Origin of the sequence: Streptomyces sp. S465 (assembly GCF_026898115.1) — a bacterium.
Classification (GTDB): Bacteria; Actinomycetota; Actinomycetes; order Streptomycetales; family Streptomycetaceae; genus Streptomyces; species Streptomyces luomodiensis.
In genome coordinates this window covers 8,253,103-8,274,058 of sequence record NZ_CP114036.1, presented here as the reverse complement: position 1 = coordinate 8,274,058, position 20,956 = coordinate 8,253,103, and the positions used below count along the sequence as shown (strand labels likewise).

The window sequence follows — 20,956 nt, the reverse complement described above, 5'->3', positions numbered from 1 at the left end:
CCGGTACGACCGAGAGGTGTGGTGGCATGCTCCGTCGCGAGCTGATCCGGCCGTTGCCCGAACTGCTGAAGGCGCACGCGGCCCGCAGGGGAACCCAGACCGCGTTCGCCGACTCCAGGCGTGGCGTCAGCTACGCCCAGCTGGAGGCCCGCACCCGCCGGCTGGCCGGACACCTCGCGCAGCTGCGGCTGATGCCCGGTGACCGGGCCGCCATCTACCTGGGCAACTGCGTCGAGACCATCGAGAGCTACCTGGCCATCGTGCGCGCCGGCGCGATCGGCGTGCCCGTCAATCCGCACTCCTCCAGCGCCGAGCTCGCCTACCTGCTCGACGACAGCGCGGCCCGGGTCATCGTCACCGACCACACCCGGCTGCCCCAGGTGCGCCGGCTCCAGGCCGAACGGCCGCACCTGACCGTGGTGGTGACCGGTGACGAGGAGAGCGGCGCGGTGTCGTTCGAGGCGCTCGCCGAGACCGAACCGCAGCAGCCCGCCCGCGACGACCTCGGGCTGGACGACATCGCCTGGATGCTCTACACCTCCGGCACCACCGGCCGCCCCAAGGGCGTGCTGTCCACCCAGCGCAGCTGCCTGTGGTCGGTGGCCGCCTCGTCCGCCGGTGTGCTGGGGCTCTCCGAGAGCGACCGGGTGCTGTGGCCGGTGCCGCTGTTCCACAGCCTGGCGCACATCTACTGCGTGCTCAGCGTGACCGCGGTCGGCGCGACCGCGCGGATCACCGAGGCGTTCGACGCCGAGGAGCTGCTGCGCACGCTGCGCACCGAGGAGTTCACCTTCCTGGCCGGTGTGCCGACCATGTACCACTACCTGCTGGACGCCGCCCGGGACGGCGACCTGTCGCTGCCGAACCTGCGGGTGTGCCTGTCGGCCGGCGCGATCAGCACCGCGACGCTGCGCGCGGAGTTCCAGGAGACCTTCGGCGTCCCGCTGCTCGACTGCTACGGCAGCACCGAGACATGCGGCCTGATCACCGCCAACTGGCCGAACGGAACCCAGGTCGAGGGCTCCTGCGGACTGCCGGTGCCCGGCCTGACCGTACGGATCGTCGATCCGGAGACCCACGAGAACGTCGAGACCGGCGAGGAAGGCGAGATCTGGGTCGGCGGGCCCAGCCTGATGGTCGGCTACTACAACCAGCCGGAGGCGACCGAGGCGGCGCTGCCCCGCGGCTGGTACCGCACCGGCGACCTCGGCCGCCGCGACGACCTCGGCTACCACACCATCACCGGCCGGCTCAGCGAGCTGATCATCCGCAGCGGGGAGAACATCCACCCGACCGAGGTGGAGCAGGTGCTGCTGCGCGTACCGGGCGTGGCCGACGCGGCGGTCGTCGGCTCGGCCCGTCCCGCCCTCGGTGAGGTGCCGGTCGCCTACCTCGTACCGGCCGCGGACGGCTTCGACCCGGACCAGGTGTTCGCCGCCTGCCGCGAGCACCTGGCGTACTTCAAGGTGCCGGAGGAGCTGTACGAGATCGGCTCGATACCGCGCACCGGGTCCGGGAAGATCAAGCGGCACGCGCTGGCGCAGAGCCCGGCCCGGCTGCGGGCGGTGAGCGCCGGGTCGTTCGAGTCGCTGTTCCGCGTGGAGTGGACGCCGCTGTCGACGGACCCCGGGCCGGGCGACGGCGGCCAGGCGGGCTCCGCGCACCGGTCCGATGGCGGCGTGGCGCCCGCGGAGGGCGGCACGCCGCTCACCGACGGCCGTCCGGCCCCAGCGGACGGACCGGACACGCCGGCCCTCTCGGAGGACCCGGACACGCCAGCCCTATCGGAGGGCCCGGACACACCAGCCCTCTCGGGGGACCCGGACTCGACCGCGCCGACGGACGCGCCGGGCCTACGGGACACCACCGAGCCGACGGACGCGCCGGGCCCGCGAAACACCGCCAAACCGACGGACGCGCCGAGCCCGCGAAACACCGCCAAACCGACGGACGCGCCGAGCCCGCGGAACACCGCCGAGCCGCTCGGCGTCCCGGACCTGCCGGAGACCCCCACCCGCCCCGGGGCCCCGGACCTGCCCGACGCGCCGACTCTGCCGGACCGGCTGGCAGTGTCCAACGCGCCGACTCTGCCGAACCACCCGGCAGTGTCCAACGCGCCGACCCTGCCGGGCCGCCCAGCATTGCCCGACACGCCGGCGGACCCCGGCGCGCCCGGGGCGGCGGTCGTGGACTGCCCGTCCGGCTCCCTCGACGACGTGCTGCGCGCGGTGCGGGCCGGGCTGGCCGACCAGTCCGGCCGGGTCGCCGTGCTGACCCATGGCGTGGACCGCGACCCGGCGCAGGCCGCGGCCTGGGGACTGGTGGAGTCCATGCGGGCGGATGCGCCGGACGACACGCTGGTGCTGGTGGACGCCGACGGCGGCGAGGCGACCGCCGCCGTGTCGGCCGCCCTGGTGTCCGGGCAGCCGCGGGCGCTGGTACGCGGCGGCGAGGTGCTCGTTCCCCGGCTGGCCCGTGCGGGGAGCGGGCAGCGGGTGAGCCGGCCGGACCCGGGCGGCACCGTGCTGGTCTCCGGCGCGGACCAGGAGCAGGCCGCCGAAGTCGCCGGGCACCTGGTCGCCGCGTACGGCGTACGGCATGTGCGGCTGCTCGCCCGCACGGGCGTACCGGACTTGGCCGCCCGGCTGACCGAACTGGGCGCGACCGTAACCCAGTTGGTCCGCGAGCCCGGTGACCGGGCATCGCTGGCGGCGGCGTTCCGGGCGGCCGGGCCGCCGATCACGGCCGTGCTCCAGGTGGCCGGTCCCGAGACGCTGCCGACCACGCTCGCCGGCGAGGTCGAACTCGGCCCGCTCCAGGACGCGCTGGCCCTGGACGAGCTCACCCAGGAGGCGCCCCCGTCGTTGTTCGTACTGTCCGCACCGATCGACAACGGTCCGGCTCACGCGGTCTTCCAGGCGGTGGCCAACCGTCGGCACGCCCGGGGACTTCCCGCGCTGGCCCTCGGCTGGGGGCCGCGCGAGGAACTGACGCCCCGGGAGAGGCTCGCCCTGTTCGACGCGGCGACCACGGTGGACGACGCGTCGGTGCTGGCGATGCGGCACGAGCTGGCCGCATCGACCGTGGACACCGGCGCCGCCGGGCGGCTGGCCCAGCTCCCCGAGGCGGAGCGCGACCGGGCCCTGCTCGACCTGGTGCTGTCCGAGGTCGGCGTGATCACCGGCGGCCGGCCGGTGCACGGCCGGCAGTCGTTCCGCGACATCGGCATGACGTCGACCAGCGCCGTGGAGCTGCGCGGTCGGCTGACGGCGGCGACCGGGCTGGCGCTGCCCGCCACGCTCGCCTTCGACTACCCCAACCCCGACGCGTTGGCGGCCTACCTCAACGGCCGCCTGTTCGGCGACGCGTCCGCGGCGGGCCCCGACACGGAGCCCGCGGACGCCGCCGCTCCATCCGGTGAGCCGATCGCGATCGTCGGCATGGCCTGCCGGCTGCCGGGCGGCGTGACCTCGCCCGAGGGGCTGTGGGACCTGTTGTCCTCCGGGGGCGACGGCATCTCCGGCTTCCCGACCGATCGTGGCTGGGACCTGGACCACCTCTACCACCCGGACCCGGACCACCCCGGCACCTCCTACGTCCGCGAAGGCGGCTTCCTGCACGGCGCGGGCGACTTCGACGCCGCCCTGTTCGGCATCTCCCCCCGCGAGGCACTGGCCATGGACCCGCAGCAGCGGCTGCTGCTGGAGACCACCTGGGAGGTCCTGGAACGCGCCGGCATCGACCCCACCTCACTCCGCGGCAGCCGCACCGGCGTCTTCGCCGGCGTCATGTACCACGACTACATCTCCCGCCTGCGGACCGTGCCGCCGGAGCTGGAGGGCTACCTGAGCAGTGGTGGCTCGGGGAGCGTGGTGTCGGGCCGGGTGTCGTACACGTTCGGGTTCGAGGGCCCGTCCGTGTCGGTCGACACCGCCTGCTCCTCCTCCCTGGTCGCCCTGCACCTCGCCGTCCAGGCCCTGCGCTCCGGCGAATGCACCCTCGCCGTCGCCGGCGGCGTCACCGTCATGGCCTCCCCCTCCTCCTACATCGAGTTCAGCCGCCAACGCGGCCTCTCCCCCGACGGACGCTGCAAATCCTTCGCCGCCACCGCCGACGGCGCCGCCTGGTCCGAAGGCGCCGGAGTCCTCCTCATCGAACGACTCTCCGACGCCCAACGCCTCGGACACCCGATACTCGCCGTGGTACGCGGCACCGCCGTCAACCAGGACGGCGCCTCCAACGGCCTCACCGCCCCCAACGGCCCCTCCCAACAACGCGTCATCCGCGACGCCCTCACCAACGCCCACCTCACCCCCACCGACATCGACCTCATCGAAGCCCACGGCACCGGCACCAAACTCGGCGACCCGATCGAAGCGCAGGCGGTGCTGGCGGCCTACGGGCAGGACCGCGACCAGCCGGTGTGGATGGGCTCGCTGAAGTCGAACATCGGCCACACCCAGGCCGCCGCCGGGGTCGCCGGCGTGATGAAGGCAGTCCTGTCGATGCGGCACGGGGTGATGCCCAAGAGCCTGCACATCGACGAGCCGACTCCGGAGGTCGACTGGTCGGCGGGCGCCGTCGAACTGCTGGCCCAGGCCCGGGACTGGCCGGGCTCGGACGAACGTCCCCGGCGCGCGGGGGTGTCGTCGTTCGGCGTGAGCGGCACCAACGCGCATGTCATCCTCGAGCAGGCGCCGCCCGCACCCGAACCGGCGGAGCCCGTCGAGCCCACCGAGCCTTCCGAGCCCGCCGGGCTTGTGCTGGAACCGTCCGGTCCGGTGCCGTGGGTGCTCTCCGCGCAGAACGAGGCCGCGCTCAAAGACCTGGCCCGTCAACTGGCCACCGTGGACGGCTCGGTACGGGACATCGCCCATTCATTGATCCGCACGCGAGCCGGGCTGCCGCACCGTGCCGTGGTCGTGGGCTCCACCCGCGAGGAATTCGCCACCGCACTCGACAACCTCACCGGACACACTCCCGACGGCGGGAAAACCGTCCTCGTCTTCCCCGGCCAAGGCTCCCAATGGATCGGCATGGGACAACGCCTCTGGGAAACCTCACCCCTCTACCGCGACACCATCCACGAAATCGACACAGCCCTCTCCGAACACATCGACTGGTCCGTCACCGACATCCTCACCCAACAACCCCACGCCCCCACCTGGAACCGCGTCGACGTCATCCAACCCGTCCTCTTCACCACCATGGTCGCCCTCGCCACCCTCTGGCAACACCACGGCCTCACCCCCGACGCCATCATCGGCCACTCCCAAGGCGAAATCGCCGCCGCCTACACCGCCGGAGCCCTCACCCTCCAAGACGCCGCCCGCATCACCACCCTCCGCAGCAAAGCACTCCTCCCCCTCACCGGCCACGGCACCATGATCAGCGTCCTCGCACCACCCCACACCATCCGCAACATCACCAACCCCGACCACTGGAACACCCGCATCTGGATCGCCGCCCACAACGCACCCAACAACACCACCATCACCGGCGACCCCGACGCCATCAACCACCTCACCAAACAACTCGCCCACCACCACATCATGCGCTGGCAACTCCCCAGCGTCGACTTCGCCGGCCACTCCGGCCACATCGACCAACTCCACCACCAACTCCAAGAAATCCTCGCCCCCATCACCCCCCAAACACCCACCACACCCCTCTACTCCACCACCGACAACACCTGGATCACCACCCCCACCCTCAACGCCGACTACTGGTACCGCAACCTCCGCCAACCCGTCCTCTTCCAACCCGCCATCGAACACCTCACCCACAACGGCTACACCACCTACATCGAAACCAGCCCCCACCCCACCCTCACCCCCAGCATCCAAGAAACCAACCCCAACACCACCACCATCCACACCCTCCGCAACAACCAAGACGACACCCACGCCTTCCTCACCGCACTCGGCCACGCCCACACCCACGGCCACCCCATCACCTGGCACACCCTCATCCCACCCACCAAAACCACCAACCTCCCCACCTACCCCTTCCAACGCACCCGCTACTGGCTCAACGACACAACCGCTGACGCACAGGTGGAAAGCGCCGGTCTGAGCCAGGCCGACCACGCACTGCTCGGCGCCACCACAACGGTCGCCGACACCGGCGCCACCATCTTCACCGGACACCTCAACCCGGCCCACCACCCCTGGACCGCCGACCACGCCGTCAGCGGCACCCCGCTCCTCCCCGGCACCGCACTGGTCGACATGGCCCTCCACGCCGGCGACCACACCCACCACACCACCCTCGACGAACTCATCATCCACACCCCCATCACCCTCACCCACCCCACCACCATCCAGATCACCACCACCCCCACCCACAACGACAACACCCACACGCTCACCATCCACACCCGCACCGACCCCGACCAACCCTGGACCCAACACGCCACCGGCACCCTCACCCGCACCCACACCACACCCCCCACCCCCCAAGCCACCTGGCCCCCCACCAACGCCGAACCCATCGACCTGGACGGGGCCTACCACCACCTCGCCACCACCGGACTGGAATACGGCCCCGCCTTCCAGGGCCTCCAAGCCCTCTGGCGCCAAGACAACCGACTCCTCGCCGACGTCCACCTCCCCGACCACGCCGGCGACACCAACGGCTACGGCATCCACCCCGCACTCCTCGACGCCGCCCTCCACGCCGCCACCGTCGCACAGAACCACACCGACACCCGACTCCCCTTCGTCTGGACCGGCGTCACCCTCCACGCCACCGGAGCGACCAAGCTGCGGGTCGAGCTGGACATCGACGACGACGGCGCGATCCGGTTGTTGGCGCGGGACACCACGGGACAACCCGTCGTCTCGATCGACTCCCTGGTGACGCGGCCGGTGGATGCGGTCCAGCTCCGTGCCGGGAGCACCGGCGCCCACCAGCTCTACGACCTGGCATGGATCGCCCGCGCGCTGGACGCGAGCGCCGTCACGGAGGAGTTCGAGCGGTACACCGTACCGGCGGTCGGGGACGATGTCCTGGCCGACACCCACCGCATCACCACCGAGGCCCTGGCCCGCGTCCGACACCACCTGGCCCAGAACACCACCACCCCCCTCGTGGTCGAAGCCACCCACGACGACCTTGCCGGCGCAGCCGTCTGGGGACTACTCCGCACCGCCCAAACCGAACACCCCAACCGCATCGTGCTGGTCGACACCGACCACCACCCCGCCTCCCGCGAGGCCCTGCCCGCCCTCGTAGCCTCCGGCGAACCCCAGGCCCGTATCCGCGACGGCGCCATCACTCTCCCCCGGCTGACACGCGGGCCGGTGGACACCGGGGCGTCCCCCGACGAGCGGCCCGACCTCTCCTCGGGCCCCGTGCTGATCACCGGCGGCACCGGCGGTCTGGGCTCACTGGTCGCCCGTCACCTGGTCGCCACCCACGGCGTCCGCGACCTGGTCCTGGCCAGCCGCCAGGGACCCGACGCGGACGGCGCCACCGAACTCACCACCGAACTCACCGACCTCGGCGCCCACGTCCGCGTCCGCTCCTGCGACCTCACCGACCGCACCGCCCTCGCCACACTCGTCAACGAGGTCGGTCCGCTGACGGGCGTGGTGCACACGGCCGGGGTGCTGGCCGACGCCACCGTCGACCACCTGGACGCCGACGCGCTGGCCACCACGTTCGCACCGAAGGCCGACGCCGCCTGGTGGTTGCACGAACTGACGGCGGATCACGGCTTGGCCATGTTCGTGGTCTTCTCGTCGGTCGCCGGTGTGCTCGGCAACGCGGGGCAGGCCAACTACGCCGCCGCCAACAGCTTCCTCGACGGCCTGATCACCCACCGTCGCCGCCGCGGTCTCCCGGGTACCTCTCTGGCCTGGGGTTCGTGGGAACGCACCACCGGTCTGACCCGCCACCTCACCCGCGCGGACCACGACCGACTGGCCCGCGACGGGCTCCGGCCGCTGGCCGACACCGAGGGGCTGGCCCTGTTCGACGCCGCGCTGGCCACGGACGCCGGGAGCGTGGTCACGGCCACGTTCGACCTGGTGGCGCTCCGCGCCGCACCGGTGACACCGACCGTGTTGCGCGGCCTGGTGCGCAAGCCCCGGGCGACCGCGAGCAGCGACGAGGCCGCCGGGACCTGGCGCGACCGGCTGGCCGGGATGACGCGGCAGGAGCGAGAGCGGGTGGCCGTCGACATGGTCCGGGAGCAGGCCGCGGCCGTGCTCGGGCATGCCGACGCCACCGCGATCGGAGCGCGTCAGGTCTTCAAGGACCTCGGGTTCGACTCCCTGACCGCCGTGGAGTTCCGCAACCGGCTGTCGGCGGCGACGGGGCTGCGGCTACCGGCCACGCTGATCTTCGACTACCCCACCTGCGCGGCGGCGGCCGAGCTGTTGCTCGGTTCGGCAGCGGACACCGCACGGCCGAGGGCCGCCGTGGCCGGAGACGCGGAGCCGATCGCGATCGTGGGGATGGCCTGCCGGCTGCCCGGCGGCGTCGACTCCCCCGAGGACCTGTGGCGCCTGATCAGCACCGGCGGCGACGCCATCACCACATTCCCCACCGACCGTGGCTGGGACCTGGACAGCCTGTACGACCCCGACCCGGACCACCCCGGCACCACCTACACCCGCCACGGTGGCTTCCTGGACAGCGCCGGCGACTTCGACCCGGACGCGTTCGGCATCTCCCCGCGTGAGGCGCTGGCCATGGACCCGCAGCAACGACTGCTGCTGGAGACCACCTGGGAGCTCCTGGAACGCGCCGGTATCGACCCCACCTCACTGCGCGGCAGCCGCACCGGCGTCTTCACCGGCATCATGGCCAGTAATTACGTTGCCCTGCGAGGCAGCGCGCCGGCCGAGCTCGAAGGCTACGTGGCCAACGGCAGCGCGGCGAGCGTGGCCTCGGGCCGGGTCTCCTACACCTTCGGCTTCGAGGGACCGGCCGTCTCCCTGGACACCGCCTGCTCCTCCTCCCTGGTCGCCCTGCACCTCGCCGTCCAAGCACTGCGCTCCGGCGAATGCACCCTCGCCGTCACCGGCGGCGTCACCGTCCTCGCATCGGTCGCACCGTTCATCGAGTTCAGCCGACAACGCGGCCTCGCCGACGACGGCCGCTGCAAAGCCTTCGCCGCCAACGCCAACGGCTTCGGCATGGCCGAAGGCATCGGCCTCCTCCTCATCGAACGACTCTCCGACGCCCAACGCCTCGAACACCCGATACTCGCCGTGGTACGCGGCACCGCCGTCAACCAGGACGGCGCCTCCAACGGCCTCACCGCCCCCAACGGCCCCTCACAACAACGCGTCATCCGCGACGCCCTCACCAACGCCCACCTCACCCCCACCGACATCGACCTCATCGAAGCCCACGGCACCGGCACCAAACTCGGCGACCCGATCGAAGCCCAAGCCCTCATCGCCACCTATGGGCAAGACCGGGAGCAGCCGCTGTGGATGGGCTCGCTGAAGTCCAACATCGGCCACACCCAAGCCGCCGCCGGAGTGGCCGGCATCATCAAAACCGTCATGGCCATGCGCCACGGCGTGATGCCCAAAACCCTGCACATCGACGAACCGACCCCCGAAGTCGACTGGACCGCCGGCACCGTCGAACTCCTCACCGAACCCCGCGACTGGCCCACCACCGACCACCACCCCCGCCGCGCGGGCATCTCCTCCTTCGGCGTCAGCGGCACGAACGCCCACGTCATCCTCGAACAAGCCCCCACCACACCCGAAGCCACCACACCAGAACCCGACACACCGGAAGCCACCACACCAGAACCCGACACCTCACCCACACCCCCGACCGGACCCGTGCCCTGGATACTCTCCGCACACACCGAACCCGCCCTGCGGGAGTCGGCACAGCGGCTGGCGGCGCTGGTCGAGGGCGAGGAGGTGTCCGTCCATGATGTGGCGCACTCACTCATCACCACCCGGGCGGTCCTGCCGCACCGCGCGGTGGTCGTCGGGGAGACGGTGCAGGACTTCACGGCCGGGCTGGCCGACGTGACGCCGGGCACCGGGGACGGCGGGCCGCTGGCGGTGATGTTCACCGGGCAGGGCTCCCAACGCCCCGGCATGGGCCGACAACTCTACGAACACTTCCCCGCCTTCGCCGAAGCACTGGACGACATCCTCGAACTCACCGGCCCCGAACTACGCGACGTCATGTTCAACCCCGACCAAGCCGACACACTCCACCGCACCGACCACGCACAAATCGCCCTCTTCGCCTTCGAAACCGCCCTCTACCGACTCTGGCAAACCTGGGGCCTCCAACCCGACGCCGTCTGCGGCCACTCCCTCGGAGAAATCACCGCCGCCCACATCACCGGCGCCCTCACCCTCCCCGACGCCATCCACCTGATCACCACACGCGCCACCCTCATGCAAAACCTCCCACCCGGCGGCGCCATGCTCGCCATCGCCACCGACCCCCACACCCTCCAACCCCACCTCACCGCCCACAAAAACACCATCTCCATCGCCGCCATCAACGGCCCCCACACCACCGTCCTCTCCGGCGACCACACCACCCTCCACCACATCGCCACCCAACTCGACGTCAAAACCAACTGGCTCAACGTCAGCCACGCCTTCCACTCCCCCCTCATGCAACCCATCCTCACCCCCTTCACCACCACCCTCAACACCCTCACCCACCACCCCCCACACACCCCCCTCATCAGCATGCTCACCGCAACACCCACCCACCCCGACACCACCCACTGGACCCACCACATCACCGCACCCGTCCGCTACACCGACACCCTCCACCACCTCCACCACCACCACCACATCACCACCTACCTCGAAATCGGCCCCGACGCCACCCTCACCACCCTCGCCCGCACCACCCTCCCCACCACCACCCACCTCATCCCCACCACCCGCCGCAACCACAACGAGGTCCACAGCGTGCTCGCTGCCGCCGGGCAGGTCCACGCCAGCGGTGTGGAGCTCGACTGGTCCGCCGTGGTCCCCCGGGGCCGACGCGTGGAGCTGCCGACCTACCCGTTCCAGCGCGAACGGTTCTGGCTGCACGATGCCGCGGGCGGGGGCACCGAGGTGACCGGAGCCGGCCTGGACACAACGAACCACCCCCTACTAGGCGCCAAGACCACCGTGGCCGACACCGGCGAACTCATCCTCACCGGCCGACTCTCCACCACCACCCACCCCTGGCTCACCGACCACACCGTCGGCGACACCATCATCGTCCCCGGCACAGCACTCCTCGACATGGCCATCCAAGCCGGCGACGAAACCGACCACACCACCCTCGACGAACTCGTCATCCACACCCCCCTCACCCTCACCCACCCCACCCCCATCCAAATCACCGTAGCCCCCGAAACCACCACCGGCCACCGCCCCCTCGCCCTCCACAGCCGCAACACCAACGGCACCTGGACCCGCCACGCCACCGGCACCCTCAGCCGCCACACCCCACCCACACCCACACACCACAACACCCAACCACCAACCGACGCCCACCCCATCGACCTCACCAACGCCTACCAACAACTCGCCACCACCGGACTCCACTACGGCCCCGCCTTCCAAGGACTCCGCACCCTCCACCACCACCACAACACCCTCTACGCCGACATCCAACTCCCCACCGCCGCAGGCACCACCACCGGCCACCCCCTACACCCCGCACTCCTCGACGCCGCCCTACACCCCGCCGCGGTGATCGCCGCACAAGACGAGGACGGCGACATCCACCTGCCGTTCTCCTTCTCCGGTGTCACCGTCCACGCCACCGGCGCCACCCACCTCCGGGTCCGACTGGACATCGACGACACCGGCGCCATCCGCCTGCTGGCCACCGACACCACCGGCCAGCCCGTCATCACCATCGACTCGCTGGTCACCCGGCCGCTCGCCCTCGATCATCTCCGCGGTGCCCGGCCCGGGACGGACGACCTGTACGGTCTGGGCTGGGTCCCGTACACCCCGGCCGTTTCCGCGACCGACCCGGAGTTCGAGCGGTACGCGGTGCCGACGGTCGGCGACGATGTTCTGGCCGACACCCACCGCATCACCGCCGAGGCCCTGGCCCACGTCCAACACCACCTGGCCCAGAACACCACCACACCCCTCGTCGTCGAAGCCACCCACGACGACCTCGCCGGCGCAGCCGTCTGGGGACTACTCCGCACCGCCCAAACCGAACACCCCGACCGCATCGTGCTGGTTGACACCGACGGCCACCCCGCCTCCCGCGAGATCCTGCCCGCCCTCGTCGCCTCCGGCGAACCCCAGGCCCGCATCATCGACGGCACCATCACCGTCCCCCGACTGACCACCACCGCCGCGGCGGACGCGCTCACACCACCAGCCGACACCGACGCCTGGCACCTGGACACCAGCGAACACGGCACGCTGGAAAACCTCACACTGGTCCCGTCCGATTCGGCGACACGTCCGCTGGGACCACGTGAGGTACGGATAGCGGTACGAGCCGCCGGTCTGAACTTCCGCGACGTGCTGATCGCCCTGGGCATGTACCCCGGCGAAGCCACCATGGGCAGCGAAGCCGCCGGCATCGTCCTCGACATCGGCCCCGACGTCACCGACCTCACCCCCGGCGACCACGTCACCGGACTCTTCCCCAACGCACTCACCAACACCGCGATAGCCGACCGGCGCATGGTAACCCCCATACCAGCAGGCTGGTCCCACACCCAGGCCGCCGCATTCCCCATCGTCTTCCTCACCGCCTACTACGGCCTGCACGACCTGGCCGCCCTCAAACCCGGCGAACGCGTCCTGATCCACGCCGGCACCGGCGGCGTCGGCACCGCCGCCATCCAACTCGCCCAACACCTCGGCGCCGAAGTCTTCGCCACCGCCAGCCCCGCCAAATGGCCCCACCTACGCGCCATGGGCCTCGACGACGACCACATCGCCTCCTCCCGCACCCCCGACTTCGAAAACACCTTCCGCACCACCACCCACGACCACGGCATCCACGTCATCCTCAACTCCCTCACCGACGACCTCATCGACGCCTCCCTCCGCCTCCTCACCCCAGGCGGACGCTTCATCGAAATGGGCAAAACCGACCTCCGCGACCCCGCGGAAGTGGCACGGGCGCATCCGGGCGTGACGTACCGCGCGTTCGACATCGCCGACGACGCGGGTCCGGACCGTATCGGCGCGATGCTGGTGGAGCTGACCGGGTTGTTCGAGCGGGGAGCGCTGCGGAGCCTTCCGGTGCGGTGCTGGGACGTGCGGGAGGCGGTGAACGCCTTCCGGTTCATGGCCCAGGCCCACCACGTCGGCAAGGTCGTCCTCACCATCCCGCACACCCCCGACGGAACCGTCCTCATCACCGGCGGCACCGGCAGCCTCGGCTCCCTCATCGCCCGCCACCTCGTCACCGAACACGGCGTACGCGACCTCGTCCTGGCCAGCCGCCAAGGACCCGACGCGGACGGCGCCACCGAACTCACCACCGAACTCACCGACCTCGGCGCCCACGTCCGCGTCCGCTCCTGCGACCTCACCGACCGCACCGCCCTCGCCGCACTCATCGCCGACATCGGCCCCCTCACCGGCGTCATCCACACCGCCGGAGCCCTCGCCGACACCACCCTCGACCACCTCGACCCCGACGCACTGACCACCACCTTCGCACCCAAAGCCGACGCCGCCTGGTGGTTGCACGAACTCACCCGGAGCCATGACCTGGCACTGTTCGTGGTCTTCTCGTCGGTCGCCGGTGTGCTCGGCAACGCGGGGCAGGCCAACTACGCCGCCGCCAACAGCTTCCTCGACGCCCTGGTCACCCACCGCCGCCGCCAGGGCCTGCCGGGCACCTCGCTCGCCTGGGGCTGGTGGCAGCGGGAAGGCGGCATGACCGCCCACCTCACCCAGGCCGACCACGACCGCATGACCCGCGCCGGAATCCACGGACTCACCGACGCCGAAGGCACCGCACTGTTCGACACCGCACTCGGCCACGGACTCGGCGCCGTCGCACCGGTCAAGCTCCACCTGCCCACCCTCAATCGGGCCGACACGGTGCCCGCCGTGCTCCGTGGGCTGGTCCGCGCCGCCCGGCCTGCCGCCCGTGAGGCGACCGCCCCCGCCGAGAACTGGGCGGACCGTATCTCCGCGCTGGCTCCGGAGGAGCGGGACCGGGCGGTGCTGGACCTGGTCCGCCAGCAGGCGGCGCGGGTCCTCGGGCATAGCGACGCCGACCGGATCAACCCCGCCCAGGCGTTCAAGGACACCGGTTTCGACTCGCTCACCGCCGTGGAGTTCCGCAACCGGATCACCACCGCCACCGGGCTGCGGCTGCCCGCCACCCTGGTCTTCGACCACCCCACGCCGGACGCGCTCACCGGTCACCTGCTCACGCAGCTCGGGCCGCTGGACGACGGCGGGTCGTCGTCCCCGGAGATGCTGCGCGAGCTGGAGCGTTTCGAACGGCAGTTGTTCGACAACCGGCCGGACGACGAGATGGGCACCGCGATCGCCGTCCGGTTGCGCTCCATCCTGGCCCGCCTCGACGCGCCGTCCACGGCGCCGGCCGCCGCGGCGGGCGGCGACCAGGTTCTCGACAGGTTGGCGGACGCCTCCGAATCGGAGCTGCTCAGCTTCATCGACAAGGAATTCGGCCGCGCATCCAACTGACCGCTCGGCTCGCCCTCATCCCAAAAGGTTGATACCGCATGGCTGATTCGAAGACCCTGGCCGACTACCTGAAGCGGGTCACGGCGGATCTCTACCGGACCCGTGAGCGGCTCGCCGAGGTCGAGTCCGCGTCCGCCGAGCCGATCGCGATCATCGGCATGGCCTGCCGCTTCCCCGGCGGCGTGACCTCACCGGAGGCGTTGTGGGAGTTGGTGTCGACCGGCACCGACGCCATCTCCGGCTTCCCGGACGACCGGGGCTGGGATCTGGAGGGCTTCTTCGGCTCCGACCCGGCCCAGGAGGGCACCTCGTACCTGCGGGAGGGTGGCTTCCTGAAGGACGCCACCGGGTTCGACCCGGCGTTCTTCGGCATCTCGCCGCGCGAGGCACTGGCCATGGACCCGCAGCAGCGGCTGCTGCTGGAGACCACGTGGGAGGTGCTGGAACGCGCCGGCATCGACCCGGCCTCACTCCGCGGCAGCCGCACCGGCGTGTTCACCGGCCTGATGGCCAACAGCTATACGACGCGGGTGCGGCGGATCCCCGGCGAGCTGGAGAGCTACACGGGCAACGGGGAGGCGGCGAGTGTCGCGTCCGGGCGGGTGTCGTACACGTTCGGGTTCGAGGGACCGGCGATGTCGGTCGACACCGCCTGCTCCTCGTCGCTGACCGCGTTGCACCTGGCGGTACGGGCGCTGCGGGCCGGCGAGTGCCCACTGGCGGTCGCCGGCGGGGTGACCGTGTTCGCCACGCCGCGGATCTTTTCCGAGCTGAGCCGGCAGCGCGGGCTCGCCAGGGACGGCCGCTGCAAGGCGTTCTCCACGTCGGCCGATGGCACCGGACTCAGCGAGGGTGTCGGCCTGCTGCTGGTCGAGCGGCTGTCCGACGCCCAGCGGCTCGGGCACCCGGTGCTGGCCGTGGTACGCGGCACCGCCGTCAACCAGGACGGCGCGTCGAACGGCCTCACCGCGCCGAACGGCCCCGCGCAGCAGCGGGTCATCAGGGCCGCACTCGCCGACGCCCGACTGATGGCGGCCGACGTGGACGTGGTGGAGGCGCATGGCACCGGCACCAAGCTGGGCGATCCGATCGAGGCGCAGGCGGTGCTGGCGACGTACGGGCAGGACCGTGACCGGCCGGTGTGGCTCGGGTCGCTGAAGTCGAACATCGGGCACACCCAGGCCGCCGCCGGGGTCGCCGGCGTCATCAAGACCGTCATGGCCATGCGCCACGGCGTGATGCCCAAGAGCCTGCACATCGACGAGCCGACTCCGGAGGTCGACTGGTCGGCGGGCGCCGTCGAACTCCTGGCCCAGGCCCGGGACTGGCCGGGCTCGGACGAACGTCCCCGACGCGCGGGAGTGTCGTCGTTCGGCGTGAGCGGCACCAACGCGCATGTCATCCTCGAGCAGGCGCCGCCCGCACCCGAACCGGCGGAGCCCGCCGAGCCCACCGAGCCTTCCGAGCCCGCCGGGCTTGTGCTGGAACCGTCCGGTCCGGTGCCGTGGGTGCTCTCCGCGCAGAACGAGGCCGCGCTCAAAGACCTGGCCCGTCAACTGGTCACGGAAACCACCGGCACGGTCCACGACATCGCACACACCCTCATCACCCAGCGCTCCACCACACTCCCCCACCGCGCCGTCCTCGTCGGCTCCACCCGCGAAGAATTCGCCACCGCACTCGACAACCTCACCGGACACACTCCCGACGGTGGGAAAACCGTCCTCGTCTTCCCCGGCCAAGGCTCCCAATGGATCGGCATGGGACAACGCCTCTGGGAAACCTCACCCCTCTACCGCGACACCATCCACGAAATCGACACAGCCCTCTCCGAACACATCGACTGGTCCGTCACCGACATCCTCACCCAACAACCCCACGCCCCCACCTGGAACCGCGTCGACGTCATCCAACCCGTCCTCTTCACCACCATGGTCGCCCTCGCCACCCTCTGGCAACACCACGGCCTCACCCCCGACGCCATCATCGGCCACTCCCAAGGCGAAATCGCCGCCGCCTACACCGCCGGAGCCCTCACCCTCCAAGACGCCGCCCGCATCACCACCCTCCGCAGCAAAGCACTCCTCCCCCTCACCGGCCACGGCACCATGATCAGCGTCCTCGCACCACCCCACACCATCCGCAACATCACCAACCCCGACCACTGGAACACCCGCATCTGGATCGCCGCCCACAACGCACCCAACAACACCACCATCACCGGCGACCCCGACGCCATCAACCACCTCACCAAACAACTCGCCCACCACCACATCATGCGCTGGCAACTCCCCAGCGTCGACTTCGCCGGCCACTCCGGCCACATCGACCAACTCCACCACCAACTCCAAGAAATCCTCGCCCCCATCACCCCCCAAACACCCACCACACCCCTCTACTCCACCACCGACAACACCTGGATCACCACCCCCACCCTCAACGCCGACTACTGGTACCGCAACCTCCGCCAACCCGTCCTCTTCCAACCCGCCATCGAACACCTCACCCACAACGGCTACACCACCTACATCGAAACCAGCCCCCACCCCACCCTCACCCCCAGCATCCAAGAAACCAACCCCAACACCACCACCATCCACACCCTCCGCAACAACCAAGACGACACCCACGCCTTCCTCACCGCACTCGGCCACGCCCACACCCACGGCCACCCCATCACCTGGCACACCCTCATCCCACCCACCAAAACCACCAACCTCCCCACCTACCCCTTCCAACGCACCCGCTACTGGCTCAACGACACAACCGCTGACGCCGACGTGGAAAGCGCCGGACTCAGCCGAACCGACCACCCGCTCCTCGGCGCCGCCACCACCCTCGCCCACTCCGGCGAGACCGTCCTCACCGGTCGACTCAGCCCCACCCAGCACGGCTGGCTCGCCGACCACGCCGTCAACGGCACCCCACTCCTCCCCGGCACCGCACTGGTCGACATGGCCCTCCACGCCGGCGACCACACCCACCACACCACCCTCGACGAACTCATCATCCACACCCCCATCACCCTCACCCACCCCACCACCATCCAGATCACCACCACCCCCACCCACAACGACAACACCCACACGCTCACCATCCACACCCGCACCGACCCCGACCAGCCCTGGACCCAACACGCCACCGGCACCCTCACCCAACGCCAGCACACCCTCCGCACCCCGGAAACCTGGCCCCCCACCAACGCCGAACCCATCCCCCTGCACGACACCTACCACCACCTCGCCACCACCGGACTGGAATACGGCCCCGCCTTCCAGGGCCTCCAAGCCCTCTGGCGCCAAGACAACCGACTCCTCGCCGACGTCCACCTCCCCGACCACGCCGGCGACACCAACGGCTACGGCATCCACCCCGCACTCCTCGACGCCGCCCTCCACGCGCTGGTCGCGGACTCCGACGGGGACGAGATCCGGCTGCCCTTCGCCTGGACCGGCGTCACCCTCCACGCCACCGGCGCCACCCACCTCCGGGTCGCACTGGAGACGGACGAGACCGGCGCGGTGTCGCTGTCGGCCACCGACACCAGCGGTCAGCCGGTCGTCACCGTCGACTCGCTCACCACGCGGCCGATCGACCCTGCCCAGTTGCGCGCCCGCCCCCGCGAGGCCGACGACCTGTACGCGCTGGACTGGCTCCCGTGGTCCAGCGGCGGCACCGCAACCACGGTGGACTTCGAGCGGTACGCGGTGCCGACGGTCGGCGACGACGTCCTGGCCGACACCCACCGCATCACCACCGAGACCCTGGCCCGCGTCCAACACCACCTGGCCCACGACACCACCACCCCCCTCGTCGTCGAAGCCACCCACGACGACCTCGCCGGCGCAGCCGTCTGGGGACTACTCCGCACCGCCCAAACCGAACACCCCGACCGCATCGTGCTGGTTGACACCGACGGCCACCCCGCCTCCCGCGAGATCCTGCCCGCCCTCGTCGCCTCCGGCGAACCCCAGGCCCGCATCATCGACGGCACCATCACCGTCCCCCGACTGACCACCACAGCAGCGACGGAAGCACTCACACCACCAGCCGACACCGACGCCTGGCACCTGGACACCAGCGAACACGGCACACTGGAAAACCTCACACTGATCCCGTCCGATTCGGCGACACGTCCGCTGGGACCACGTGAGGTACGGATAGCGGTACGAGCCGCCGGTCTGAACTTCCGCGACGTGCTGATCGCCCTGGGCATGTACCCCGGCCAGGCCACCATGGGCAGCGAAGCCGCCGGCATCGTCCTCGACATCGGCCCCGACGTCACCGACCTCACCCCCGGCGACCACGTCACCGGACTCTTCCCCAACGCACTCACCAACACCGCGATAGCCGACCGGCGCATGGTAACCCCCATACCAGCAGGCTGGTCCCACACCCAGGCCGCCGCATTCCCCATCGTCTTCCTCACCGCCTACTACGGCCTGCACGACCTGGCCGCCCTCAAACCCGGCGAACGCGTCCTGATCCACGCCGGCACCGGCGGCGTCGGCACCGCCGCCATCCAACTCGCCCAACACCTCGGCGCCGAAGTCTTCGCCACCGCCAGCCCCGCCAAATGGCCCCACCTACGCGCCATGGGCCTCGACGACGACCACATCGCCTCCTCCCGCACCCCCGACTTCGAAAACACCTTCCGCACCACCACCCACGGCCACGGCATCCACGTCATCCTCAACTCCCTCACCGACGACCTCATCGACGCCTCCCTCCGCCTCCTCACCCCAGGCGGACGCTTCATCGAAATGGGCAAAACCGACCTCCGCGACCCCGCTGACCTGCCCGAGGGGGTCACGTACCAGGCGTTCGATCTGGCACGGGATGCCGGCGCCGACCGGATCGCGACCATGCTGGCCGAGTTGGTGGAGCTGTTCGGCAGCGGCGCGCTGCGCTTGCCGCCGGTGCGGTGCTGGGACGTGCGGGAGGCGGTGAACGCCTTCCGGTTCATGGCCCAGGCCCACCACGTCGGCAAGGTCGTCCTCACCATCCCGCACACCCCCGACGGAACCGTGCTGATCACCGGCGGCACCGGCAGCCTCGGCTCCCTCATCGCCCGCCACCTCGTCACCGAACACGGCGTACGCGACCTCGTCCTGGCCAGCCGCCAAGGACCCGACGCGGACGGCGCCACCGAACTCGTCACCGAACTCACCGACCTCGGCGCCCACGTCCGCGTCCGCTCCTGCGACCTCACCGACCGCACCGCCCTCGCCGCACTCATCGCCGACATCGGCCCCCTCACCGGCATTGTCCACACCGCCGGAGCCCTCGCCGACACCACCCTCGACCACCTCGACCCCGACGCACTGACCACCACCTTCGCACCCAAGGCCGACGCCGCCTGGTGGTTGCACGAACTCACCCGCGACCAGGATCTCGCCCTGTTCGTCGTCTTCTCCTCCTCGGCCGCGGTGCTGGGCAGCCCCGGGCAGGCCAACTACGCCGCCGCCAACAGCTTCCTCGACGCCCTGGTCGCCCACCGCCGCCGCCAGGGCCTGCCGGGCACCTCGCTCGCCTGGGGCTGGTGGCAGCGGGAAGGCGGCATGACCGCCCACCTCACCCAGGCCGACCACGACCGCATGACCCGCGCCGGAATCCACGGACTCACCGACGCCGAAGGCACCGCACTGTTCGACACCGCACTCGGCCACGGACTCGGCGCCGTCGCACCGGTCAAGCTCCACCTGCCCACCGTCGGGCGTTCCGGCAGCGTGCCGCCGGTGCTGCGCGCGCTGGTGCGCGCCGCCCGGCCCACCGCCGGCCAGGCGGCCGCCCAGGACGGCACCTGGGCCGACCGTGTCGCCGCACTGGCGCCCGAGGAGCGTCGGGCGGCCGTCCTCCAGTTGGTGCGGGCGCAGGCGGCCACCGTGCTCGGCCACGCGGACGCCGAGCACGTCAGTCCGACCCAGGCGTTCAAGGACGGTGGCTTCGACTCGCTCACCGCCGTCGAGTTCCGCAACCGCGTCACCGCCGCCACCGGGCTGCGGCTGCCCGCCACCCTGGTCTTCGACCACCCCACGCCGAACGCGCTGGCCGATCACCTGGTGGCGCAGTTGGTCCCGGCGGACACCGGGCCCTCGCTGGCCGATCTGGACGGCATCGAGGTGACGCTGCGTGCGCTGGCCGAGGACGAGGAGCGGCGACCGGCCGTGGTGGCGCGGCTGAAGCAGTGGATGTCGACGCTGGACACCACCCGGCCGGCCACCGACACCGCACTGGACCTCGACGCGGCGAGCGCCCGGGAGATCTTCGACTTCCTCGATGGCAAAGCGGGTTAGGGCACGTCC

2 protein-coding genes are annotated in these 20,956 nt (G+C 70.9%); both read left to right on the top strand.

Translation table 11 applies throughout. The features are described 5' to 3' along the window. The first annotated feature begins 26 nt into the window (after positions 1-26). Positions 27-14,651 (top strand): type I polyketide synthase, encoded by a 14,625-nt coding sequence (locus N6H00_RS34875; protein ID WP_268975843.1) that lies wholly within the window; start codon positions 27-29, stop codon positions 14,649-14,651. Between the two features lie 38 nt (positions 14,652-14,689). Next, positions 14,690-20,947, top strand: coding sequence for a type I polyketide synthase (locus tag N6H00_RS34870; RefSeq protein ID WP_268975842.1), 6,258 nt, complete (start codon positions 14,690-14,692; stop codon positions 20,945-20,947). Positions 20,948-20,956 lie beyond the last annotated feature (9 nt).

Excerpts from the sequence above, each read along its gene's own strand:
- N6H00_RS34875 (WP_268975843.1), top strand. The coding sequence starts at position 27 with ATGCTCCGTCGCGAGCTGATCCGGCCGTTGCCCGAACTGCTGAAGGCG.
- N6H00_RS34870 (WP_268975842.1), top strand. The coding sequence starts at position 14,690 with ATGGCTGATTCGAAGACCCTGGCCGACTACCTGAAGCGGGTCACGGCG.